Below are 19298 nucleotides of genomic sequence, written 5' to 3' on the forward strand. Positions count from 1 at the left end.
TTTCCTCCCTATGCTGCCATCTGAGTGTGCGAATCATGTTGCACTGCAACGGTTTCGCGGGAAATGGGGTCGCCGCCTGGTGGCCCTTCGTCACGTGCGAGCATGGCCATTTCGTATTCGGCGCGTTGACTGATCTTGAGCGCGACCAACGCCATGATCAGGTGTGAGCGAGGGGGCGCGTCCCGGTCACCCGGACCGACCGGAGTGATCCGCAGGTGTGAGGTATCGGGCGGGAAGATGCCGAGCGCGGCCAGCTTCTCGCGGACGAACTCCATGCGTTCGGCTTTGTGGTCGGGCAGCGTCTTGCCGCTCCACCTGCGCGAGTTGCCGCACCGTTTGCCCGGGACGCCGAGCAGGTCACGGCGATGGTTCTTGCCCCGACAACGCCCTGGTTGGGTCTTTTCCGTGGCCCCTTTGGGAACGATGCCGTAGCGCAACCACACAGCGCACGTCTTCGAACACGGGGTGCGTTGCAGTTCGGCGTGCAACCGGTCGTAGTGGCGGTTCACTCGCGGGCTGTCGGACTCGAGGATTTCGCCTACCGACTTGGTGAGGTACTTGGTCAGGTAGGCCACCTTGCGATCCATTTCCGGTGTCCCGGCAAGGATCTGAACTGGTTTGGACTCGGCCCCGAACTTGAGGGTGTGAGCCGGTTCCAGGTCATCCACGCTGTCGAGGACCGCCATCGCGTCATCCCAGCCCGTCAGCGCGCGCCTGGTCCTCGGGTCCACGAAGGTGCCCGCCTGGTGGTCCCAGATCGGCATGTGACCGTCGGTGTACACCTGGTCGTTCGGGTCGAAGTGCGGCCACCAGATGTTGCGGTAGGTCGCCGCGGTGACCGCGTAGAGCAGCTTGGTCGGGATCGAGCCCCGGATAGCCAGGTGGATGTGTGGCGCGCCGCGTTTCTGTGGTTCGACGCTGGCCCAGTACTGCACGTCCCAGCCGACAGCGCGGCGAAGGTTGGTGATCCAGTGATCGAACAACGTCTTCATGTGCATGATGTCTCGAGCAGCACGGGCATAGTCGTAGGACTCCGGATCGACCGGCGACCCATCCGAGACCCACGCACCGCGCTTGTCCTTGCCGCCCTCGGGGTCCCACACCCGATTGATCCGGCCGTAGGAACCCATCGTGAGAGTCCAGAACGTCGAGGGCCGGTACTTGCCGTTGGCGTAGGCGGTGCCGATCGTGGTCCTGGCGACCTTCTTGCGCGGCAGGTCCGGCAGATCATCTCTGCGTCGCGTGGACTTCGCTTTGCGGCGTGGTTTCTCGTCCAGCGGTGGGAGCTGACCGCGTACGCCGAGTTCGCGGAGTTCGGTGTCGAGTTCGGCGACCAGGGCCTTGATGGCGTCGGCCAGTTCGGTGTCCCCGTCGCGGCGGGCCTCGTGATACGTCGCGTACAGGGTCGCGCGGGAGGCCAGGACATCGGCCTGTGCCTCGGTGACCACCGGTTCGGGTTGCACGGGTTCGTGTTCGGCGCACCAACCCTCCCGCAGCTGGGTCACGCGCACGTACTTGTTCGCCTTCGCGCACGCCGGGCACGTCGTGGCCACGGTCGCCTTGCACGGAGCACCGACGTAGGAGACACGACCGGTCTTCGGGTCGAAGGCCCGCATTGGGACCACCCGAGCGCACACACCTTCCTTCGCGGCGGCCGATTCGGCGATGTCGTCAATGTTCGGCATTGCTCGCCGGTCGGCGGCCGTCTCCCGCATGGGGGCCACTCCTGCGGCAGGCGTGGTCATGCCGCGTCCATGTTCCAGGACAACCCACCTTCGATGTGCGGGAGTTCGATCGGGTCAGCGAGCGAATCACCATGGCGGAAAGCGAGTTCCACGAGCGCAGGTCCGGCGATGGTGGCGCGGCACTCCTGCGCGCCGAACGCGTGCGCGAGATGGTCGGTGCGGTTTTCCCAGTCGGCAGGGCAGTGGCCCGGCAACATCCGGACCCGGACCCGATCCACGCTGTCGCCGATCTGAACACCCAGCAGCCGCAGTGCGGCGGTGCGGTCGTCGGTTGTGACGGACAAGTGGCAGGCGGTCATCAGGCGGGTCCAGCGGCGTCGGTAGCGCAGCCAGGTCAGGAACCGATGCCGTGCCCGTCGAGATACCCACCGCTCGAAGGTCTCCGGACTCCTGCGGCGCCAGAGCACCATCCCCGCGGCGGACACCCCGACCACCACGGCCGCCGCCATCGGTCCGGCGACGATTCCTGCGGTGACCGCGAGCGCGAGCGGGACCGAGACCATCGGGAACAACACCGCCCACCACATGGTCACGGCGGCTCCGGTGATCATCCACGCGCCGAGGTTGAGCACGGCCAGCCCGAGCAGGTCGAACGGGTCATTGGGCTTGTGGGTTGTCTTGTTGGTCATCAGGCCACCGCCTCGAACAGGGACAGCTGTCCGCTGGGATTGGTCAAATGGGCGAGCAGTTGGGCACCGACGTGGTGGGTGTAGGCGGGTGGGATGGCTTGGCACAGTTCGTCACCGGTCATCCAGTCGATGCCCATGGCCTCGGGGCCGACGTAGCGGCCGACATCACCGGTGACCGAGATGTTCCAGCCCGCGGCCCACCGTTCCCGGCGTCGGCTCGTCGCGGTGCGCACCCGGTGTTCGGGCTCGATCGGCGCCGACAGTCGGACGCGGCTTTCGAACCGGCGATGCCGGTAGGTGCGTAGCCCGAACATGGCCCCGCACAGGGTGATCGAACGCGCCCGGTCCAGCGGGGCGGGCATCACGTTCTCGATCACATACGGCACCCCGACCCGGTCCAGGGCGGTTCGGGTGGCCGCGACCAGGTCCGGGTACTCCGAGTCCGGGGACAGCGCGTGCAAGGAGCTGTAGTGCTGGCAGGGCGGGGAGGCGTGGATGGCGTCGAACTCGTGGCCGTGCGCGGTCAGGAACTCGATCGCGTCGCCCTGGTGGAAGGTGAACGGATAGCGCGGCTGGGGCGCGATGTCCACGCCGACCACCTCGAACCCGGCGCGGTGGTAGCCCATCGCGGCGCCACCGGCGCAGCAGTACAGATCCAGCAGTCTCGGACGGCGACTCATCGCGGGTCCCTCTCGGCGGGCGGGTCGAACAGTGCCAGCTGATCGCGGCAGGGTTCGTGCAGGTTTTTGCCGGGACGCCGCCGCTTGCCCTTGGCCACCTGATCAGCTGCGGCCTGGACGATCGGGTTCACCTGCTTGGCAGCGGGTTTCGGGTTGGTTCTCATGCCGCCCAGTCCCCGCCGTCGTAGTCGTCACCGCCGCTGTTCCAGGCCGGGACCGAACCCGTCTCGGCGAAGACGTTGACCGCGATCGCGAGCGGGTCCAGGCCACGGGCCTCCAACTGGCAGCGGCGCCGAGCCTGGAGGTCGATGACGTTGTCGGCGTACCGGTCGGCCTTGGTGGTCTTACGGGCGGCGGTCTTCTTGCTGGTCATTTCTGGGCCTCGATTTCGGGGAGTCCGCACCGGTCGCAGGTGCGGGAACGGGTGGTGCTCAACGGCAAGGTGGTGGAGAAGGTGTGGCCGAACTCGATGCAGTAGTTGGTGGCCCGGCAGCCGTCGCAGACAACCGTGTTGCCGTCGAACAGCCAGCCGACACCGGCGGCCTGCAAGTCCAAATGGGTGATGGCCTGGGCGATGGTGTCGAAGCAGACCGCTTCGTTCTCGCCCTCGGCGTAGTGATTCCCGCAGGACTCGCAGTACACGACCACATGGGTTTCTGTGACGAATCCGCGCTTCATGCCGCCACCAGCCCGTCACCGTCGCCAAGGTCGTCCGGGTCGAAACCGCTGTAATCCTCAGCAGGACCGGCGATTTCCGGTGCCGGGGAGTAGGCGTTCACGATGGCGTCTGCCGCGTCGTCGTCCACCCAGAAGGCGCGCACCCGCACGAACCCCGTCGAGCCGTCTTCGCCGACGTAGCCGACACCGGGAGTGTGTTCGCTGATCTCGTCGCAGCGTGCGCCGCGGTCGCGGGCACCCTGGCCGTGGACCATGGTCGTTTGGGTCGGCTCATCCAGGCGCAGGCCAATGCGGATCGGGAACAACTGCCTGTTCGGCATCGTCTCCTTCGACGGGTCCTGCAACGCCGCGATCACCGACACCGCCGCCGCCCGACCCTGCGACAGCAACAGTCCAGTCAGGCGCCGAAACTCCTGCTGTTCCTCGCGATCGGCGTAGGAGGACAGCGAGGCCGCCTCATCGATGATGATCAGGATCAGCGGCTCGTCGGTGCTGGGCACGAGCTTCCGAATGCCCTGGGCGCGCATGCGGGCCAGGCGTTCACGCATCACCACGACCGCTTCGCGCAGCATGGCGAGGATCGTTTCGGTGTCGGTAGCGAAGCGGACGAACAGCTTGTTCTCCCCGCGGCCGAACTCCGCGCCGCCCTTGGGATCGGCCAGATACACATCCACCAGACCGGCGAGGATGGCGGGGCCGAGAGCGGCCAGGATCGACCACAACACGCTGCCCTTGCCCGAACCCATGGCACCGGCGAGCAGGATGTGCCCGTAGAGGACGCGCAGCCGCCAGGTTTCGTAGTCTTCGGTGACTCCGACTGGGACCGCCTCCAGGTCCACGCCGTTGTGAACCGCACCCGGCAGCGTTGACGGGGCAGCGAGGGTGTCCCACGCCCTCACCTGGAGACGGACCCAGCTCGGAGCAGGTGACGACGCTGTCACCTTCGGGACGCCGAGATAGGTGGCGAACTGATCGAGGGTTTCCCCGTTGTTCCAGTCGGCCAGGGACTGTCCGCCGAGCATCATCAGCTCCACGTCCAGGCCGTGAGCGGTGTAGTCGTAGCGCTCCACGAACGGGAACCCGCCCTCGATCGAACCCAGCCCGAGCGCGGACAGCATCAAGTCCGTCTGACCGGGATCGGCCAGGATCGACACCGCCGTCCGCAACTCCGGCGGAGCGTCGGCCACGATGTCGGCCACCGTGAGCTCACGCGGACCCGAACCCAGATGACGAAGCCAGGCCATACCACCAGCCGCGGCGAAGGTGCCTCCCGTAACGAAAAGGCTTGTCAGCGTGGTCATTACGCCACCGCTTTCGAGTCGCCGGGGTCGATGGTCGAGGTCTGCTTGAACTGCTCGGTCAGCACCTCACCCAACTGGGTGTGCAGCTCGGCGGCATCCAGCAGCGACAGGAACATCTGCCCGTGACCGAGCGAGATCACCACCATGTCGACGGCGCTGCCCCAGCGAGCGTTCAACGCCTCGCCCGAACGGCTGTCGTTGCTCGTCAGAACCGAAATGAACGAGCTATCGGACATCAGGAAACACCTCCAACAGGAACCGCGATCGGCAGCATCGTTTGCACCGGTCGCGACGAACGAACAGGAACAGGAACAGGAACCGGCGCGACCACACGCGGCGCAGCCGGACGAATCTCGGGAACCGGGACCGGAAGCGGAGCGGTGACCGGTTCGGGATCGGGGACCGCCACCGGGACCGAAGCCGTGGCAGGCTCGGCGACCGGGACGGGATCAGGTTCGGGCTCGGACTCCACGGCGGCCGAAGCCGCGACCCGGGCGGGTGCCGAATGGCGTTGTGCCGCACGGAAAAGCAGTGCGAGACCGTGTGTGTCGGCAAGCAGGGAAATCGGGGCGATGGCCGCGACCAAGGCAGCTGCCCACGGTGGGAGGTCCCGACCGGCCGCGACCGCGTGCAGTGAGTTGCCCGCCACCGAGACCAGCGCGCCGACCGTCAGGACAGCGACGAAGAACCGGCGTTCGGGGCGGTGCGTGCAGACCAGCACCCCGAAGGTTGCCAGCAGGATCGTGCCGTCCACGATCAGCGGGAACAGCCACGCATCCCGAGCGGGAACGTGCGCCAGCTTGGCGAGGTCCTCCAGGGTGGTGAACGACAGCCGGAACGCCGCCGCTCCCACGCCCAGGATGATGACCACGGCGGACCAACGCGCCCAACGCATCCCCGCCGACATCGTCTGGTCCGCCGCGCTCATCGTCAGGCCGCCTTGGACTGGCGGGCCGCACCCGGATCGGCCGGAGCCTGCTTCGCACCCGAGTTGTCGCCCGCGATGCCCGTGGCCCGGATCGTCCAACCGATCGACTTGAACTCACCCGAACCCTGGATCTTCGGCTTGATCTGCAAGCCCTCCAACACGATCGGGGTGATACCGGGCATCAGCGGCGCGGCCGAGGGAACCGGCTGCACGTCCGCCACGAACGTCACATCGAACGAAGTGCTCCTCGCGCCCGAACCCGCGGGATCGGTCACCGTGCCCTTCCACAGCCGCTTGCCCGTGCCGTTGCCGTCCTTGTCCAGGTCCACCCGCTGCCGCTTCACCGCGTTGCGGTCCGAACTGAACTCCGTCATCGGCTGGACCTCGCCCATCAGCACCAGCCCCATCGGGAACGCCTCACCGAAATCCACGCTGAACCAAACGTCCTTCAATGCCATCGCTCTGCACTCCTTCTTATCTGGTGTTGGCTATCTTCCCTAGGTTAGAACGGTCAAGACGCGCTTGTCTATACCTACCTAGGAAACTGAACCAAGATTGTCTTGCACAGCTGGGTAAACTGGCTGCGTGCCGAAGCAGCTGATGGACCCCGATGACCTGCGGCCCGTATACCAGCGGATCGCCGATGAGCTTCGCGCCGCGTACACACCAGGCGGCCAGCTACCGTCAGCGCCCAAACTGGCCGAGGAGTGGGGTGTTGCGAAGGAAACTATTCGCGCTGCACTCGACGTGCTTCGCACCGAGGGATTGATCGTCTCCTGGCAGGGGCGCGGGACCTTCTACCGCGTGCCTGCCGATCCCGAACAACCGGCGGCTGACGACATCATCGAACGACTGGACGCGATCATGACTCGGCTCGATAGCTTTGAGTCTCGGCTGTCTGCGCTGGAGCGTTCTCCAGGACCCGAAGCCTCTCAGTAAGCCCCTCCAAACGGGCGGTTACGATTGCCAGGCGTTCAGCGATTCGTGCCCGATCCTCACTGCTGATCTGCATACATTCAGGCAACCGCAGTCAGACGACGGCCGAACCATGTGAATGCCCATGTGAACTATCGCGGCACCGTGTGCGCACCCCCGTCACAGGCCCCGACGCGTATCATCAGCCGAGAGATGAGCTGATGTCTCGGAGGAGGGTGAGCCACGATGGCCGAGCCAAACAGTGCTCTCGCGCAGTTGATCACCGAATCTGGCATGTCATGGGCCGGACTTGCCAAGCGGGTCAATGAACTTGGCAGTGACGAAGGCCAGGCGCTCCGGTACGACTACACCGCTGTTGGCCGATGGGTGAAGAACGGCCAGAAGCCGCGGGGGATCACTCCGACACTCATCTGTCGTGTTATCTCCGAACGTCTTGGCCGCACAGTTCGGCCGCGCGATATCGGTATGGAAGGAATGGACTCCTTGGCATCGAGAGGGCTTGAGTACTCGCCCGACCCTGACACCACATTGGAGACCATTCAGGATCTCGGCACGGCCTACACCACTGGCGCGTTCAACGCCCCGTTCATCCTCGCGGCGCTCTCAACGCCGAGCCGGGATTGGCTGCTGGCGTCCCTCGAGGAGCTGAACTCCGACCGCGGCCCCCGAGCAATCGGGATGCAACAGGTTGCCGGAATCCGGGAGATGTTCAGCCTCTTCCAGGAAATGGACGTCATGCGCGGCGGCGGTCACGCACGGACAGCCCTGATCAGCTACATGAACACCACAGTTATTCCGCTCATCCGCCGCGAGCACGAGCCGGACGTTCAGACCGCTCTCTACGATGCCGCTGCTGAACAGGCGTATCTCATCGGCTGGATGGCATACGACGACGGTGAACACGGCCTTGCCCAGCGGTACCTCATCCAGGCCCTGCGCTTGTCGCAGGCGGCGGGTAATCCAGTCCTGGGTGCACACGTCTTGGCCGGGATGTCCGATCAGGCCAACCTGTTGGGTCACTCCCACGAGGCGGTTGCGCTTGCACGCGCCGGGCGCCACGGAATCACACCGGCCGAATCGGCCGCCTGCTATGCCGACTTGGGCATTCTCGAAGCGCGTGCCCTTGCTCGGTTGGGGGATACCCGCGCCGCGACGAAGGCGTTGAGTCGTGCGGAGGCGACTTTCAGCACGATCGACCACGACGACGAGCCCGAGTGGGCGAAGTTCATCGACCGCGCCTACTTCTACGGTGAGGCGGCTCAGTGCTTCCGTGACTTGAACCAGCCCACGGAGATCGAGCGTTTCGCGCAGCTGTCGATTCAAGAATGCCTCCAACAGCGGCGTGCTCGACGAGGCAGCCTCAGCCAGGCAGCGACCGCGATGGCTCATATTCAGCGCAATGACATCGACGCCGCAGCCGCGAAGGCGAAGGTTGTCGTTCAGCTCACCGCCACGGTCAATTCGTCGCGATCCCTCGAAGCGGTGAGCGACCTTCAGCGGAGCCTGAAGCCGTTCGCCTCGGTCCCGAGTGTCCAGGACTTCAACCGCGAAGCATCACAGCTACTCGGCCTGGTCGCATGACCTATCGCCTGTCGCTACTTCAGTTGTTGCTGAATTTCGCTATATAGAGTCAAGGCGCAGCAGCGGCGCGTGCCGCGCCGCCGCCGCGCTACGACGCGCAGCGCGGCTCCCTGAACGGCGGTCGCCGCGGCGCGTCGGCACGTCGGCGACGAGGCACACACCGCCCAGCGACACGGACTCTTTCCAGCGCACGCAGCACCGACCGGGGGAGCCGAGACGACGGACCGACGCCGGAGTTCGGATTGCTGAACGAATCCGCCGTCATCATGCACGGATCGGCAGGCCCCAGCGATCCCCCGGTTCCGCTACGAATGGGCTGCCGCACGAGCTTCGCTCGCTTGCCTCATAGACGATCTGCCGCACACCGAGCCGTGGTCTTTCCCAGCCGCGACAGTTCCGCCTTGAGCCCAGGATGGTCCGTGCACTGCAACCGGCTGACCTGCGTCGACGGATTGCTGAATGAATTCGGCGCTGTGGGTGCGGGGCTGACTGGTTGCGAAGACCCCTGCCTCCTCATTGCCCGATTGTCTGACTTCGCTCGGCCGAGTCAAGGGAAAGAGCGCCCTTGACACGACCTCGCTCAGTTCAGGGATGGCCGTTATGAGGAAGCAGGGGAAGGGAAGTCACCCGGACATACGATTCGGGTTACTGACCACGCCTACGGCCCGGAGCACACGCGACCCCGTCGCTTTCCCAGCGGATCGCTGCCACATACCCGCCGTCGCGCGACCGCCCCGAGTGGGTCCGCGTATCCAAGCCACAGGCTTCTGCGAACTCGTAGACATCGAGGTTAGGATCACGATGCCGAAGTACCTGCGTGGCCACCGCCACCACATTCCGCAGCAGGTTGAGCGTCTCCTCGGGCGTTAACGTCTGGGTTCCAGCGGCTTTGCGATCATGCTCGCGACGGTGCCCTGCCTGATCCCACCTGTAGGGCGCGTCAAGCCAGTCGTGACCCGCGATCTCGTCCGCGAATTCCTGCGCCAAGCGGCTCAGTGCCATGTTCTGTCTCCCTCTGCCGTCGCCTGATCGACGGTCATCGGTTGGTTACGCTCCCCGACGGAGCGCCGAGCACGAGTGTACTCCTGCCCCCGCATAGGTTCCCGCCTCCCTGAACTGGATTGGCCCGCAGCGTGATTCCACAACTGCTGCGCGGGCCGACACCGCGCTCGCCGCGCCCTAAACTGGCAACCGACCGAAAGTCTCGGTCGGTCCGGGTGATTCAGCGGTATTGGGGGCATCCATGGCAGATCCGGTTTGGCTTCAGCACGCACGTGCGGCGCTCAGAGCGGCGATAGCACAGGAACCATCAGTCGGGCTCAAGGTCAAACAGCTCATCGAAGACGAGTCGGTCGGCGGTGAAGGAATTGCCCAGGCCATGTTGTTCTGGGTCGACAGCCTGATCGAAGCATCGCCGGAAGGTGCCCACGTAGGCCCCTATCCGGTCCCCGACATCTGGCCAGCGGACATGTCGCAGAGAGAACGATGGTCTTTACGACTGCTAGGTGCCCAACTCAACGAAGACCGAACTACCGCAGACAAGCTCTTACGCGAGGCGACAACGGACCGTGACCACACCTTCGAGTACGCCCTGACGGCCGTCATCATGGCTGGTGCGGGCCTCGGTGGCCGACTGATGCCCTACACAGAATGAAGCCGGGTTATGAACCATCGACTATTTTCGGACTACAAACGCCCCGAGATCGGGGCATCCTACGGTGTACAGAGGCGTAGCGATCACCACGAAAAGCACCGGTAGCAGAGGTTTTGTGAGAACGACGGCGGACAGTCACGAACCGCCGAAAGAACCGGCAGGTTTCTGGTTCGAGTCCAGATGGGGGAGCCGAGAACGGCCCCTGACCAGCGCTTAGCGTACATGGCCGGGGGCCGATTTCGTTTCCGGACCGCGAAACGCGCCAAAAAGTCTGCCAAAAAGTCGCGACCTCTCCGTCTACGTCGCTGTTCTGTTCAGGGCGACAGAGCCCGCTGATGGCACGTTGTGGGTGGCGGCCGCCGCCTCAGGTCTTGTCGCCTAGAGCGTGAGCGCCGCGCGTTCGATGTGGAAGCCGAACCTGGAGGCGACTGCACTCCATGCAACAGGCTCCCTGCCGCCACTCCACCTAGGTGCCAGGCGGCTGGAAACCCACTGTGACGCGTGAGATTCCGGCACGCAGAGTTCCATGCCGGTCGTCGGCGCAGGAAAGGGCTTGGTTCGCGAGAATAAGCGATCGCTTAGCCGGAGGACTTGACCATCCGCTCGGCGAGACTCGCGAAAGTCGCGCCAACAGCTGCCGGAGTGCGTAGCTCGCGGGAGGGGAACCAGCGCATCGTGTCGATGCACAGCGACATCACGGCCAACGTCGCCGTGTCGACGTTGTCCACGGCGAACTCGCCCGTGCGACTACCCGCCGCGATGATCTCTCGGATGGTCGACACGATCCGGTGGCGCAGCCTGGTCACTTCGGCGCGGTGCTCCTCGCTCAGGGCATGCCATTCGTGTTGCACGATGCGGGCGGTGGTGTGGTGCTCGGCGTGCCAGGCCGCGAACGCGTAAACGGCAGCTCGGAGCCGTTTCGTGGGGCTCCCGGGTTCTGCTGCCGCCTCCTCCACGACGGCGAGCGCCGCGGCGTGACCCGTCGTCGTCAGGTGCAACAGCACGTCCTGTTTCGATCCGAAATGGACGTACATCGCCGCGGGGCTCATTCCGGCGCCGGCGGCGATCTCGCGCGTCGAGGTGCCGTGATACCCCTTCTCGGCGAAGGCGTCGCGTGCGGCGTCGAGCAAGCGCTGGACCGCGGGTTCGCGCGGTTCCGATGTGGAACCGGCCCGGCTGTCCTGCCTCGACGTCGCCAAGCTGGCCACCTTCCTTTCCGGAGTTCCTTGACATCCTCGCACGCGATCGACAAGAGTAAGCAATCGCTTAGCTCATATCGCGTTCGAGAGGATCGGCATGCTGCGTTCGGCGTTCACCGAAGACCATCAGGAGTTCCGCAAGTCGGTCCACGACTTCCTTGCTCGCGATGTCGTGCCGAACGTGGACGAGTACATCGAACACAAGCTCATTTCCCGTGAGGTGTGGCGGGAGGCGGGGAAGCAGGGTCTTCTCGGCCTGGAGATTCCGGAGGTCTACGGCGGCGGTGACGCCGGAGACTACCGGTTCAACGCGGTCGCCACCGAGGAACTGGCAGCTGTCTCGATGGCGCTGGCGTCGAGCATGAGTATCCACTTCGACGTCGTGGCGCCGTATTTGGTCGACCTGGCATCCTCCGCGCAGAAGGAACAGTGGTTGCCGCGGTTCTGCACCGGCGAGGTGGTCAGTGCGATCGGGATGACCGAGCCCTCGGCGGGTTCCGACCTGGCCAGCCTGAAGACGACCGCGGTCCGTGATGGTTCCGACTGGATCCTGAACGGTTCGAAGACGTTCATCACCAACGGATACACCGCGGACCTCGTAGTCGTCGCGGCGCGCACGAATCCGGAGCAGCGCTCCAAGGGAATCAGCCTGTTTCTCGTCGATGCCTCGGCGCCCGGGTTCGAGCGGGGTCGCAAACTGGACAAGGTCGGACAGCCCGAAGCCGACACGGCCGAGCTGTTCTTCGACAACGTGCGGCTGCCCGCCGACGCGATCTTGGGCGAGGTCGATCGGGGCTTCGCCTACATGATGGAGCGGCTCCCGCAGGAGCGGATCGGCTCGGCCGTCTCCAACGTCGCCCACGCGAAGCAGATTCTGCTCGAGACGATCGAATACACCAAGGAGAGAAAAGCTTTCGGCGCGCCGATCGGGTCGTTCCAGCACAACAAGTTCCTCCTCGCGGAACTCGTCACCAAGATCGAGGTCGCACAGGCCTTCGTCGACGCCGCTGTTGTGGCGCATGCCTCGGGCGATTTGACCGCGGTCGACGCCGCGAAGGCGAAGTGGTGGTCGGCGCAGGTGCAGAACGAGGTCCTCGATCACTGTGTCCAGTTGCACGGCGGATACGGATACATGCGCGAGTACCGAGTCGCGCGTGCGTGGATGGATGCGCGGGTAACCAAGATCTGGGCAGGATCCAACGAGATCATGAAGGAGCTGATCGGCCGGGAGCTGGCGCTCTGAAGCCCGTCAGCCGATATGCGCGATCGAGAAGCGAGTGACGCGGGCCGCTTCATCGCGGTGACAGCCGCCCAGATGAACGAACGGGTCACCGAGGTCAGCGCGGCCATCCGGGCCTTCGTGGAAGACGACATCGCCGAACTGGCGGGCGATCGGCGCACCGGCGAACTACTCGACGCGAGCATCGAGGCCAATGTCGGCACCGTCCTGAACGCCCTGCGCTACAGCCTGCCGGTCGCGGGCGTTCAGGCTCCTCCCGCTGCCGTCGAGTACGCCAGGCGACTTGCCCAGCAAGAGGTGCCTGCTGCCGCTCTGATCCGGGCCTACCGCCTCGGGCATCGGCGCCTCACGGAACTGATCTTCATCGACTTGCACGCGCTGGACATTCCCCCCGCCGATCGCATCACCGCGGTCGAGCGAATCACCACGATCCTGTTCGAGTTCATCGACCGCATCACCGAACAGGTCGTCGCCATCTACGACGACGAGCGCTCCCGCTGGCTGGAGAACCGGAACAGCATCCGCGCGGTGCGGGTCCGCGAGGTGCTCGGCGGCCGCAACAGCATCGATGTCGACGCGGTCACCGAGGCCATCCGATATCCACTGCGCTGGCACCACCTAGCGCTGGTGCTGTGGTATCCGGACTCGGCGACCGACGGCGATGCCATACCGCGCCTGCGACGGTGGGTGCGCGAACTGGCGGAGGCAGTGGGAGCCGCGGCGAACCCGCTGATCCTCGAGGCGGATCAGTTCAGCGCGTGGGCTTGGCTGCCGTATCGCGCCGAGCCGGGCGACCCGGTTACCGAGATCCGGCGATTCGTGACCGGTCGACAACGCGTTCCGGATATCGCCATCGGCACGCTCGGGGTCGGCCTCGACGGATTCCGCCGATCGCACCGCGGCGCCCAGCGCGCCCGCGCTGTCGCACTGGCCCGTGGCCTGCCCACCGCGACCGTTGTCGCGGCGGGCGACCCCGGGCTGGCCACCGCGGCGCTCGTGGGAACCGATCTCGCGCAAACCCGGGACTGGGTGTGCGAGATCCTCGGCGATCTGGCCGACGACAACGAGAACGACGCACGCCTGCGCGACACCCTGCGGGTTTTCCTGCGCGCCGGATCCAGCTACAAGGCCGCCGCCGCAGAGGTGGATCTGCACTTCAACTCGGTCAAGTACCGCGTCGGCCGCGCCGTCGCGCGACGCGGGCGGCCGATCGGCGCGGACCGGCTCGATGTGGAACTCGCCCTGCTGGCGTGCCACTGGTATGGATCGGCTGTGCTGCGTCCGCCGCGGTGAGTTTTGCCGTTGTCCTGTGTTGCCGGAACAACTACCGGGGCGGATTTCGTCGTCTCGAGATGATGGCGCACTCGCGTGCCCGGTTTACCGTTCGGGGCACGGATCGCGGCCGAAGCTCGCATCGATTCAATGGCAGCCCGGCAACGTCGCCAGAGCCGACTGCTCGCGATCCTGACCTGCAGCCTCGACGACCATCGCTGCTCGGCAGGCTCCGGATCGGCGCTCTACCACCGATCCCAGTACCTGACAACGACAATGAACAGTCGGCGTCGTGCCGATAACGGGAGAACGACGATGGTCGTGCGCAATTCGCCTCTTTCCGACGAACCAACCGTGCCTCTGGATCTGCTGCTGACCGGTTCCGCGCTGGGTATCGGCCGCCGCATGCTGCCGAACAGCTCATGGTCCAGGCTCGCCCTGGACCTGGCCAAGCGCCCCGGTGTCGTCGCCGACAAGCTCGGCGGTCTCGGCGACGAACTGGCAGCCATTGTGCGTGGTGACAGCACACGCGCACCTGCCAAGGCGGACAAGCGTTTCGCCGATCCGGCTTGGCAGAGCAATCCACTGTTCCGGCGGGCGATGCAGACCTGGCTCGCCGCGGACGACACCGCGCACGCCCTGCTGGCCGAAGCCGATCTGGACTGGCGGGATGCCGAATGGATGCGGTTCGTGGTGGACAACATTCTCGAGGCACTGTCACCGAGCAATATGCCGCTGTTCAGCCCACCGGCATGGAAAGCGTTGGTGGACACCGCTGGACTGAGCGCGGTGCGCGGCTTCCGGCATTTCCTCGACGACATCTCGGCCGCGCCCCGGGTGCCCTCGATGGTGGATCGGGACGCGTTCACCGTGGGCGAGAACCTCGCGCTCACCCCGGGTTCGGTGGTGGCTCGCACGCCGATGTTCGAGCTGATCCAGTACACGCCGCAGACCGATCGGGTGCGGACGGTGCCGCTGCTGATAGTGCCGCCGATGATCAACAAGTTCTACATCCTCGATATCAGTCCTTCCCGCAGCATGATCGAGTACCTGGTCCGCAACGGGCAGCAGGTGTTCACCATCTCGTGGCGCAATCCGACAGCCGCATACCGTGATTGGGGCTTCGACGCCTACGGGCAGGCCATCCTGGACGCGCTGGACGCGGTCGAGCGGATCACCGGATCCGAGCGAGCCCATGTGCAGGCATCCTGCTCCGGCGGGATCATCGCCGCCATGACCGCCGCCCATCTGGCCGCCATCGATCAGGCTGAGCGGCTGGCGGGGCTGACACTGCTGGTGACCGTTCTCGATCAGCATCGTGCCGGTCTGGCGGCAGCCGCGCTCGACGAGGAGACCGCGGAGCGCGCGATCGCGATGTCGGCCCAGCAGGGCTATCTCGACGGGCGTTCGCTGGCCGAAGTCTTCGCGTTCTTGCGCCCGACCGATCTGGTGTGGCGGTATTGGATCAACAACTATCTGCAGGGTCGCCGACCAGAGCCCTTCGACGTGCTGTTCTGGAATGCGGACACCACCCGGATGCCCGCCGCGCTGCATCGTGACTTCGTTCGGACGGGCGTGCGCAACACACTCGCCGCTTCGAACCAGGCGACCATGCTCGGCACCCGGATCGACCTGTCGATGCTGCCGGTCGACGCCTACGTCGTGGCGGGCATCGCCGATCACATCTCCCCGTGGCAAGCCTGCTACCGCAGCGCGCGGCTGCTCGGCAGCAAGGATCTTCGTTTCGTCCTGTCCACCAGCGGCCATATCGCGGCCTTGGTCAACCCGCCTGGCAACCCCAGGGCTTCCTACCGCATCGGGCCGGTAGACCAGATCGAACCCGACGGATGGGCCGAAAGGCATGCTACGCAGCAGGGTTCGTGGTGGCCGAACTACGTCGAATGGCTCGCCGAGCGCAGCGGTCCGGACATCGCGGCGCCGACCACGCTCGGTAGTGCCGAATTGCCGCCGCTCGCACCGGCGCCGGGGACTTATGTGCGCGAACACTGAGGGTCCCGGCGCGGAACTCTCGCGCGGCAGGACCGAACGACGCCTCGTTTCCGTACTCGGACAGCAGATCCGGGTCGACGTGCGCTGGGGGACCGGTGTACCGCTCGTGTTGTGCAACGGCATCGGCGCCAGTCTGGAGGTCTTCGATCCCCTTGTCGCGCAACTCGATCCGGAAACTACCGTGGTACGGATCGACGTTCCCGGCACCGGCGGCTCGCCGAATTCGCCCTTGCCGTACGGGTTCCCGTATCTGGCCACGGTGCTCGGCCGACTGCTGCGCAAGATCGGCTTCTCCGGGCAGGTGGACATCCTCGGCTTCTCCTGGGGCGGCGCGCTGGCCCAGCAGTTCGCCTTCCAGCATCCACGCCGCTGCCGCACCATGATCCTGGTGGCCACCGGTACCGGAATCCTCATGGTTCCCGGCGATCCGCGGGCCCTGCTGAAGATGCTGACCCCACGCCGATTCCTGGATCACGAATACGCTGCCCGGATCGCCGCCGGCATCTATGGCGGCAGCGCGCGTGACGACCCACGCGTCGTGCGGCAACTGCTCGATCGCCAGCTGATGGCGGGCTCCCGCGTCGGCTACCTCCACCAGCTGCTGGCAGGCTCGGTCTGGACCAGCCTGCCCGCCCTACCGCTGATTCGCCAGCCCACCTTGATCATCGCCGGTGCCGACGATCCGATCATTCCGCTCGCCAATCCCCGCATCATGCGACGGCTGCTCCCGCACGCCGCCGTCCACCTCCACCCCGGCGGCCACGTCGACCTCATCACCAATGCCGCGGAATTGGCTCCGGTCATCGAACGCTTCCGCAGGCAAAGCCGGTGGTAAGGCCGGTATCGCCGCGTCAGTCGCCGAGCATGTCCCGCACCGCCAGGTGGCTGAACAACATCGATGCGCCGATCGGGTTGCCGCCACCGGGGTAGGTGGTGCCGCTGACCGCCGCCATGGTGTTGCCCGCCGCGTACAGGCCAGGGATCGGCGCGCCGTCTCGGTCGAGCACCCGTGCCGCGCTGTCGGTTCGCAGCCCGCCCTTGGTCCCCAGGTCCGAAATGCCGAACGCGGCGGCGTGGAACGGTCCTCGGTCGATCGGCACCAGCGGCGGTTCACCGTGGGAGAAGGCGCGATCGTAGGCTTCGTCACCGCGGCCGAAGTCGGTGTCGACGCCGGCGGCGGCCATCGTGTTGAACCGTTCGACGGTCGCGACGAGCGCGTCGGCCGGGACGCCGATCTTCTCCGCGAGTTCGGGCAGTGTGTCGGCGGTGTGCCAGAGACCGGCCGCGACGTACTTCTCGGTCTCCACCATCGAGACGTTGGTCGCCTTGACCGGCGGCTTCTCGCCTTCTCTGTGGTCGTAGATCATCCAGTAGGGCAGCGTGAGCGAGCCTTCCCGCAGCTGCCGGATCACCTCGCGACCGAGCCGGTCGTAGGGCGCGGACTCGTTGACGAACCGCTTGCCGTCCTGGTCGACGAAGATGCCGCCGGTGAACCACAGCGCGAACGCCGAGCGACCGTCGGGATGGGTCAGCCCGGGCGACCACCACGCCTGGTCCATCAGGTCGACGTCGGCGCCCGCCGCGATGCCGGCCTGGTGTGCGAATCCTTGATTTCCCCAGGGGCCCATGGTGTCTCGGGCCTCGCCCGGCACGCCGTACTGACGGCGCATCTCGTCGTTCTGCTCGAAGCCGCCGGTCGCCAGGAGCACGCCGCGCCGCGCACGGATCGCGAAGCGTTCGCCGTCGCGTTCGATCAGGGCGCCGACTACCGCGCCGCCCTCGACGACCAGCTCGATCAGCGGCGAGTTCCGGTGCAACCGGACGTGCGGGTAGGTCGACAGCGCCCGCAGGAACCGGCCGATGAGTGCTCGACCGCCGATCAGCACCTCGGGCAGCGGCGCGCCGAGCCGGTCGGTGTCGAGTGGTCCGCGGAGGGACTCGCGCAACTCTCCGAGTTCCGCGGCGGGGAGCGGCGTGGGCATGGTGTGGCGCAGTCCGTCGAGACGGGCCTTCGGCGCCGTGCCGAAGTAGTCCGGCCAGGGCAGAACCTCGAACGCGAAGTGGTCGTCGGCCTCGAGGTATTCGATGAGGTCGCGGCCGCGGCGGACATAGGTTTCCTGCAGTTCCCGCGGGGTCCGGTCGCCGACGACGGCGTGGTAGTAGGTGAGCGCGTCCTCGATGGTGTCGTCGCTGCCCGCTCGTTGCAGCACGGGGTTACAGGGGAACCACACGCCGCCGCCACCCGAATAGGCGGTGGTGCCGCCGAATTTGTCGGTCGCCTCGACGACCGCGACGCTCAGTCCCTCGCGGGCCGCGGTGTAGGCGCCGGCCAGACCGCCACCCGAACCCGCGACCAGCACATCGACTTCGTCGTTCCAATCCACCACTGTTTCCTCCCGCGCCACCGTGTTTCCGTCGACGCTAGGCCGTCGGCTCGATCGGAGCACCGATCATCTCGGTCATCGGAATAGCGCGCAGCGGGAGAAATCGAACGTCGCCGGAGTCAAGCGGCGAAGATCTCGTCGAATGCGCGTCGACAGGCGCGGCAGAGCTCGATACCGGCGGGCACGCTGCCTGCGGCGACGCTCTCGAGCGAGTTCTGCGGCGAGCAGGGGTGCGTGACCGCATCGGCGGTGCGGTTCGGCACCCGGCAACAGCCAGGAAGCAGCGGCTCCGATGGGTGCCGGAGGGCGATGGCGGGGGATTCCCTGCCTGCTGACTGTCGAAGTCGATCAGTGGGACAGGACAACCGACCGCATCATCGCCAGCAGGAGAGCGCCGCAGGCCTCGAGCTGTTGATCGGCGGCGCGGGGGTCGTCGCTTACTGTTCCGATGGTCGTCTTCAGGCCGTCGAAGGCGCCGACGAGGACGGTGGCGAGCTGTTGGGGGTCGACTTCGTCTGATACCTCACCGATGTGCTGGGCGTCGCGAATGAGGTCGGCGACGCGGTCGATCCATCGGCGGGTCAGTTGCGTGGCGAGGTCGCGGGTCGCGGGCACCTCGGCGAGGTTCTGGGCAAGGCGCGAAATGACCCAGGCGTCGGGGTCGTCACGGTGGAGATCCAGCATGGCGGGCAGCAGCGCTTCCATCCGTTGCAGCCCAGGGGGTGCCGTGGCCAGTCGTGCATGTACCCGATCGAGCCATTGCGCGTGTTTCTCGGTGAGCACGGCGACGGCGAGGGCTTCCTTGCTCTCGAAATGAAAGTAGACCGAGCCCTTGGTCATTCCGCTCGCTTCGACAACGTCAGCCATGCGTGCCCGGTCGTATCCGACCTGCGCGAACACAGCGGCGGCGGCATCGAGAATCCGCTCTCGGGATGCCGCTCCGTGTTCGGTTGGGCCGGACGGGCGGCCGACGCGTCGCCGGGCCTGCGTGCTGCGGTGGGGGCTTGCCATGGCCTCAGCATAGCGGTATTAATTAGACCGGCATGAAGGTTTAATTAAGG

21 protein-coding genes are annotated in these 19298 nt (G+C 66.1%); 7 read left to right on the plus strand and 14 right to left on the minus strand.

What is annotated here, in order from left to right:
* Positions 1 to 8: 8 nt before the first annotated feature.
* From AB0H49_RS16180 to AB0H49_RS16225, 10 genes are read right to left on the minus strand one after another with little or no spacing between them, the layout of a single operon-like run.
* Positions 9 to 1745, minus strand: coding sequence for a replication initiator (locus AB0H49_RS16180; RefSeq protein WP_357251946.1), 1737 nt, complete (start codon positions 1743 to 1745; stop codon positions 9 to 11).
* A complete protein-coding gene (locus tag AB0H49_RS16185) occupies positions 1742 to 2374 on the minus strand; it encodes a hypothetical protein (RefSeq protein ID WP_357251949.1) in 633 nt (210 codons plus the stop codon). Before AB0H49_RS16185 ends, AB0H49_RS16180 begins: the two co-directional genes overlap by 4 nt.
* Positions 2374 to 3054: a DNA methylase gene (locus AB0H49_RS16190; protein WP_357251952.1), complete on the minus strand. Its 681-nt coding sequence runs from the start codon at positions 3052 to 3054 to the stop codon at positions 2374 to 2376. Before AB0H49_RS16190 ends, AB0H49_RS16185 begins: the two co-directional genes overlap by 1 nt.
* Positions 3051 to 3218, minus strand: a complete 168-nt coding sequence (locus tag AB0H49_RS16195) for a hypothetical protein (RefSeq protein ID WP_357251955.1) — start codon at positions 3216 to 3218, stop codon at positions 3051 to 3053. Before AB0H49_RS16195 ends, AB0H49_RS16190 begins: the two co-directional genes overlap by 4 nt.
* Complete coding sequence (locus tag AB0H49_RS16200) at positions 3215 to 3427, minus strand: hypothetical protein (protein WP_357251958.1); 213 nt, start codon at positions 3425 to 3427, stop codon at positions 3215 to 3217. The genes AB0H49_RS16195 and AB0H49_RS16200 overlap by 4 nt, the downstream gene beginning before the upstream one ends.
* Entirely contained in the window at positions 3424 to 3732 is a 309-nt protein-coding gene (locus tag AB0H49_RS16205) for a hypothetical protein (RefSeq protein ID WP_357251961.1), read from the minus strand. The genes AB0H49_RS16200 and AB0H49_RS16205 overlap by 4 nt, the downstream gene beginning before the upstream one ends.
* Positions 3729 to 5033, minus strand: coding sequence for an FtsK/SpoIIIE domain-containing protein (locus AB0H49_RS16210; RefSeq protein WP_357251964.1), 1305 nt, complete (start codon positions 5031 to 5033; stop codon positions 3729 to 3731). Before AB0H49_RS16210 ends, AB0H49_RS16205 begins: the two co-directional genes overlap by 4 nt.
* On the minus strand, positions 5033 to 5269 hold the full coding sequence (locus tag AB0H49_RS16215; protein WP_357251967.1) for a hypothetical protein: 237 nt from the start codon (positions 5267 to 5269) through the stop codon (positions 5033 to 5035). Before AB0H49_RS16215 ends, AB0H49_RS16210 begins: the two co-directional genes overlap by 1 nt.
* The gene (locus AB0H49_RS16220) at positions 5269 to 5961 is read right to left on the minus strand and encodes a DUF2637 domain-containing protein (RefSeq protein WP_357251970.1); all 693 of its coding nucleotides are present in this window, start codon (positions 5959 to 5961) and stop codon (positions 5269 to 5271) included. Before AB0H49_RS16220 ends, AB0H49_RS16215 begins: the two co-directional genes overlap by 1 nt.
* Before the next feature lie 2 nt (positions 5962 to 5963).
* Positions 5964 to 6419: a hypothetical protein gene (locus AB0H49_RS16225; RefSeq protein ID WP_357251973.1), complete on the minus strand. Its 456-nt coding sequence runs from the start codon at positions 6417 to 6419 to the stop codon at positions 5964 to 5966.
* Positions 6420 to 6546: 127 nt separating this feature from the next.
* Here AB0H49_RS16225 and AB0H49_RS16230 point away from each other — a divergent pair, with 127 nt between their 5' ends.
* On the plus strand, positions 6547 to 6900 hold the full coding sequence (locus AB0H49_RS16230; protein WP_357251976.1) for a winged helix-turn-helix domain-containing protein: 354 nt from the start codon (positions 6547 to 6549) through the stop codon (positions 6898 to 6900).
* Positions 6901 to 7122: 222 nt separating this feature from the next.
* Complete coding sequence (locus AB0H49_RS16235; protein ID WP_357251979.1) at positions 7123 to 8478, plus strand: hypothetical protein; 1356 nt, start codon at positions 7123 to 7125, stop codon at positions 8476 to 8478.
* 645 nt (positions 8479 to 9123) lie between these two features.
* Here AB0H49_RS16235 and AB0H49_RS16240 read toward each other — a convergent pair.
* A complete protein-coding gene (locus tag AB0H49_RS16240) occupies positions 9124 to 9480 on the minus strand; it encodes a hypothetical protein (protein WP_357251982.1) in 357 nt (118 codons plus the stop codon).
* A 241-nt stretch (positions 9481 to 9721) separates the two neighbouring features.
* Between AB0H49_RS16240 and AB0H49_RS16245 the strand changes: the two genes are divergently transcribed.
* Positions 9722 to 10132, plus strand: coding sequence for a hypothetical protein (locus tag AB0H49_RS16245; protein ID WP_357251985.1), 411 nt, complete (start codon positions 9722 to 9724; stop codon positions 10130 to 10132).
* 578 nt (positions 10133 to 10710) lie between these two features.
* Here AB0H49_RS16245 and AB0H49_RS16250 read toward each other — a convergent pair.
* A complete protein-coding gene (locus AB0H49_RS16250) occupies positions 10711 to 11331 on the minus strand; it encodes a TetR/AcrR family transcriptional regulator (RefSeq protein ID WP_357251988.1) in 621 nt (206 codons plus the stop codon).
* 97 nt (positions 11332 to 11428) lie between these two features.
* Here AB0H49_RS16250 and AB0H49_RS16255 point away from each other — a divergent pair, with 97 nt between their 5' ends.
* The 4 genes from AB0H49_RS16255 (at position 11429) to AB0H49_RS16270 (ending at position 16688) form a co-directional block, all read left to right on the plus strand.
* Entirely contained in the window at positions 11429 to 12574 is a 1146-nt protein-coding gene (locus AB0H49_RS16255; protein ID WP_357251991.1) for an acyl-CoA dehydrogenase family protein, read from the plus strand.
* A 15-nt stretch (positions 12575 to 12589) separates the two neighbouring features.
* Positions 12590 to 13864 carry a helix-turn-helix domain-containing protein gene (locus AB0H49_RS16260; protein WP_357251994.1) on the plus strand — a complete coding sequence of 425 codons (1275 nt, stop codon included), beginning with the start codon at positions 12590 to 12592 and terminating at the stop codon, positions 13862 to 13864.
* 294 nt (positions 13865 to 14158) lie between these two features.
* Positions 14159 to 15853: an alpha/beta fold hydrolase gene (locus AB0H49_RS16265; RefSeq protein WP_357252137.1), complete on the plus strand. Its 1695-nt coding sequence runs from the start codon at positions 14159 to 14161 to the stop codon at positions 15851 to 15853.
* On the plus strand, positions 15837 to 16688 hold the full coding sequence (locus AB0H49_RS16270) for an alpha/beta fold hydrolase (RefSeq protein ID WP_357251997.1): 852 nt from the start codon (positions 15837 to 15839) through the stop codon (positions 16686 to 16688). The genes AB0H49_RS16265 and AB0H49_RS16270 overlap by 17 nt, the downstream gene beginning before the upstream one ends.
* 16 nt (positions 16689 to 16704) lie before the next feature.
* On the opposite strand, the gene AB0H49_RS16275 is transcribed toward AB0H49_RS16270, so the two are convergent.
* Positions 16705 to 18240: an FAD-binding protein gene (locus tag AB0H49_RS16275; protein WP_357252140.1), complete on the minus strand. Its 1536-nt coding sequence runs from the start codon at positions 18238 to 18240 to the stop codon at positions 16705 to 16707.
* A 345-nt stretch (positions 18241 to 18585) separates the two neighbouring features.
* A complete protein-coding gene (locus tag AB0H49_RS16280; protein WP_357251999.1) occupies positions 18586 to 19248 on the minus strand; it encodes a TetR/AcrR family transcriptional regulator in 663 nt (220 codons plus the stop codon).
* Positions 19249 to 19298 lie beyond the last annotated feature (50 nt).

Source organism: Nocardia sp. NPDC050713 (assembly GCF_040654315.1).
Classification (GTDB): Bacteria; Actinomycetota; Actinomycetes; order Mycobacteriales; family Mycobacteriaceae; genus Nocardia.

Excerpts from the sequence above, each read along its gene's own strand:
- AB0H49_RS16180 (WP_357251946.1), bottom strand. The coding sequence starts at position 1,745 with ATGACCACGCCTGCCGCAGGAGTGGCCCCCATGCGGGAGACGGCCGCC.
- AB0H49_RS16220 (WP_357251970.1), bottom strand. The coding sequence starts at position 5,961 with ATGAGCGCGGCGGACCAGACGATGTCGGCGGGGATGCGTTGGGCGCGT.
- AB0H49_RS16215 (WP_357251967.1), bottom strand. The coding sequence starts at position 5,269 with ATGTCCGATAGCTCGTTCATTTCGGTTCTGACGAGCAACGACAGCCGT.
- AB0H49_RS16205 (WP_357251961.1), bottom strand. The coding sequence starts at position 3,732 with ATGAAGCGCGGATTCGTCACAGAAACCCATGTGGTCGTGTACTGCGAG.
- AB0H49_RS16195 (WP_357251955.1), bottom strand. The coding sequence starts at position 3,218 with ATGAGAACCAACCCGAAACCCGCTGCCAAGCAGGTGAACCCGATCGTC.
- AB0H49_RS16270 (WP_357251997.1), top strand. The coding sequence starts at position 15,837 with ATGTGCGCGAACACTGAGGGTCCCGGCGCGGAACTCTCGCGCGGCAGG.
- AB0H49_RS16200 (WP_357251958.1), bottom strand. The coding sequence starts at position 3,427 with ATGACCAGCAAGAAGACCGCCGCCCGTAAGACCACCAAGGCCGACCGG.
- AB0H49_RS16210 (WP_357251964.1), bottom strand. The coding sequence starts at position 5,033 with ATGACCACGCTGACAAGCCTTTTCGTTACGGGAGGCACCTTCGCCGCG.
- AB0H49_RS16235 (WP_357251979.1), top strand. The coding sequence starts at position 7,123 with ATGGCCGAGCCAAACAGTGCTCTCGCGCAGTTGATCACCGAATCTGGC.
- AB0H49_RS16240 (WP_357251982.1), bottom strand. The coding sequence starts at position 9,480 with ATGGCACTGAGCCGCTTGGCGCAGGAATTCGCGGACGAGATCGCGGGT.
- AB0H49_RS16185 (WP_357251949.1), bottom strand. The coding sequence starts at position 2,374 with ATGACCAACAAGACAACCCACAAGCCCAATGACCCGTTCGACCTGCTC.
- AB0H49_RS16255 (WP_357251991.1), top strand. The coding sequence starts at position 11,429 with ATGCTGCGTTCGGCGTTCACCGAAGACCATCAGGAGTTCCGCAAGTCG.
- AB0H49_RS16245 (WP_357251985.1), top strand. The coding sequence starts at position 9,722 with ATGGCAGATCCGGTTTGGCTTCAGCACGCACGTGCGGCGCTCAGAGCG.
- AB0H49_RS16225 (WP_357251973.1), bottom strand. The coding sequence starts at position 6,419 with ATGGCATTGAAGGACGTTTGGTTCAGCGTGGATTTCGGTGAGGCGTTC.
- AB0H49_RS16190 (WP_357251952.1), bottom strand. The coding sequence starts at position 3,054 with ATGAGTCGCCGTCCGAGACTGCTGGATCTGTACTGCTGCGCCGGTGGC.
- AB0H49_RS16265 (WP_357252137.1), top strand. The coding sequence starts at position 14,159 with ATGGTCGTGCGCAATTCGCCTCTTTCCGACGAACCAACCGTGCCTCTG.
- AB0H49_RS16260 (WP_357251994.1), top strand. The coding sequence starts at position 12,590 with ATGCGCGATCGAGAAGCGAGTGACGCGGGCCGCTTCATCGCGGTGACA.
- AB0H49_RS16280 (WP_357251999.1), bottom strand. The coding sequence starts at position 19,248 with ATGGCAAGCCCCCACCGCAGCACGCAGGCCCGGCGACGCGTCGGCCGC.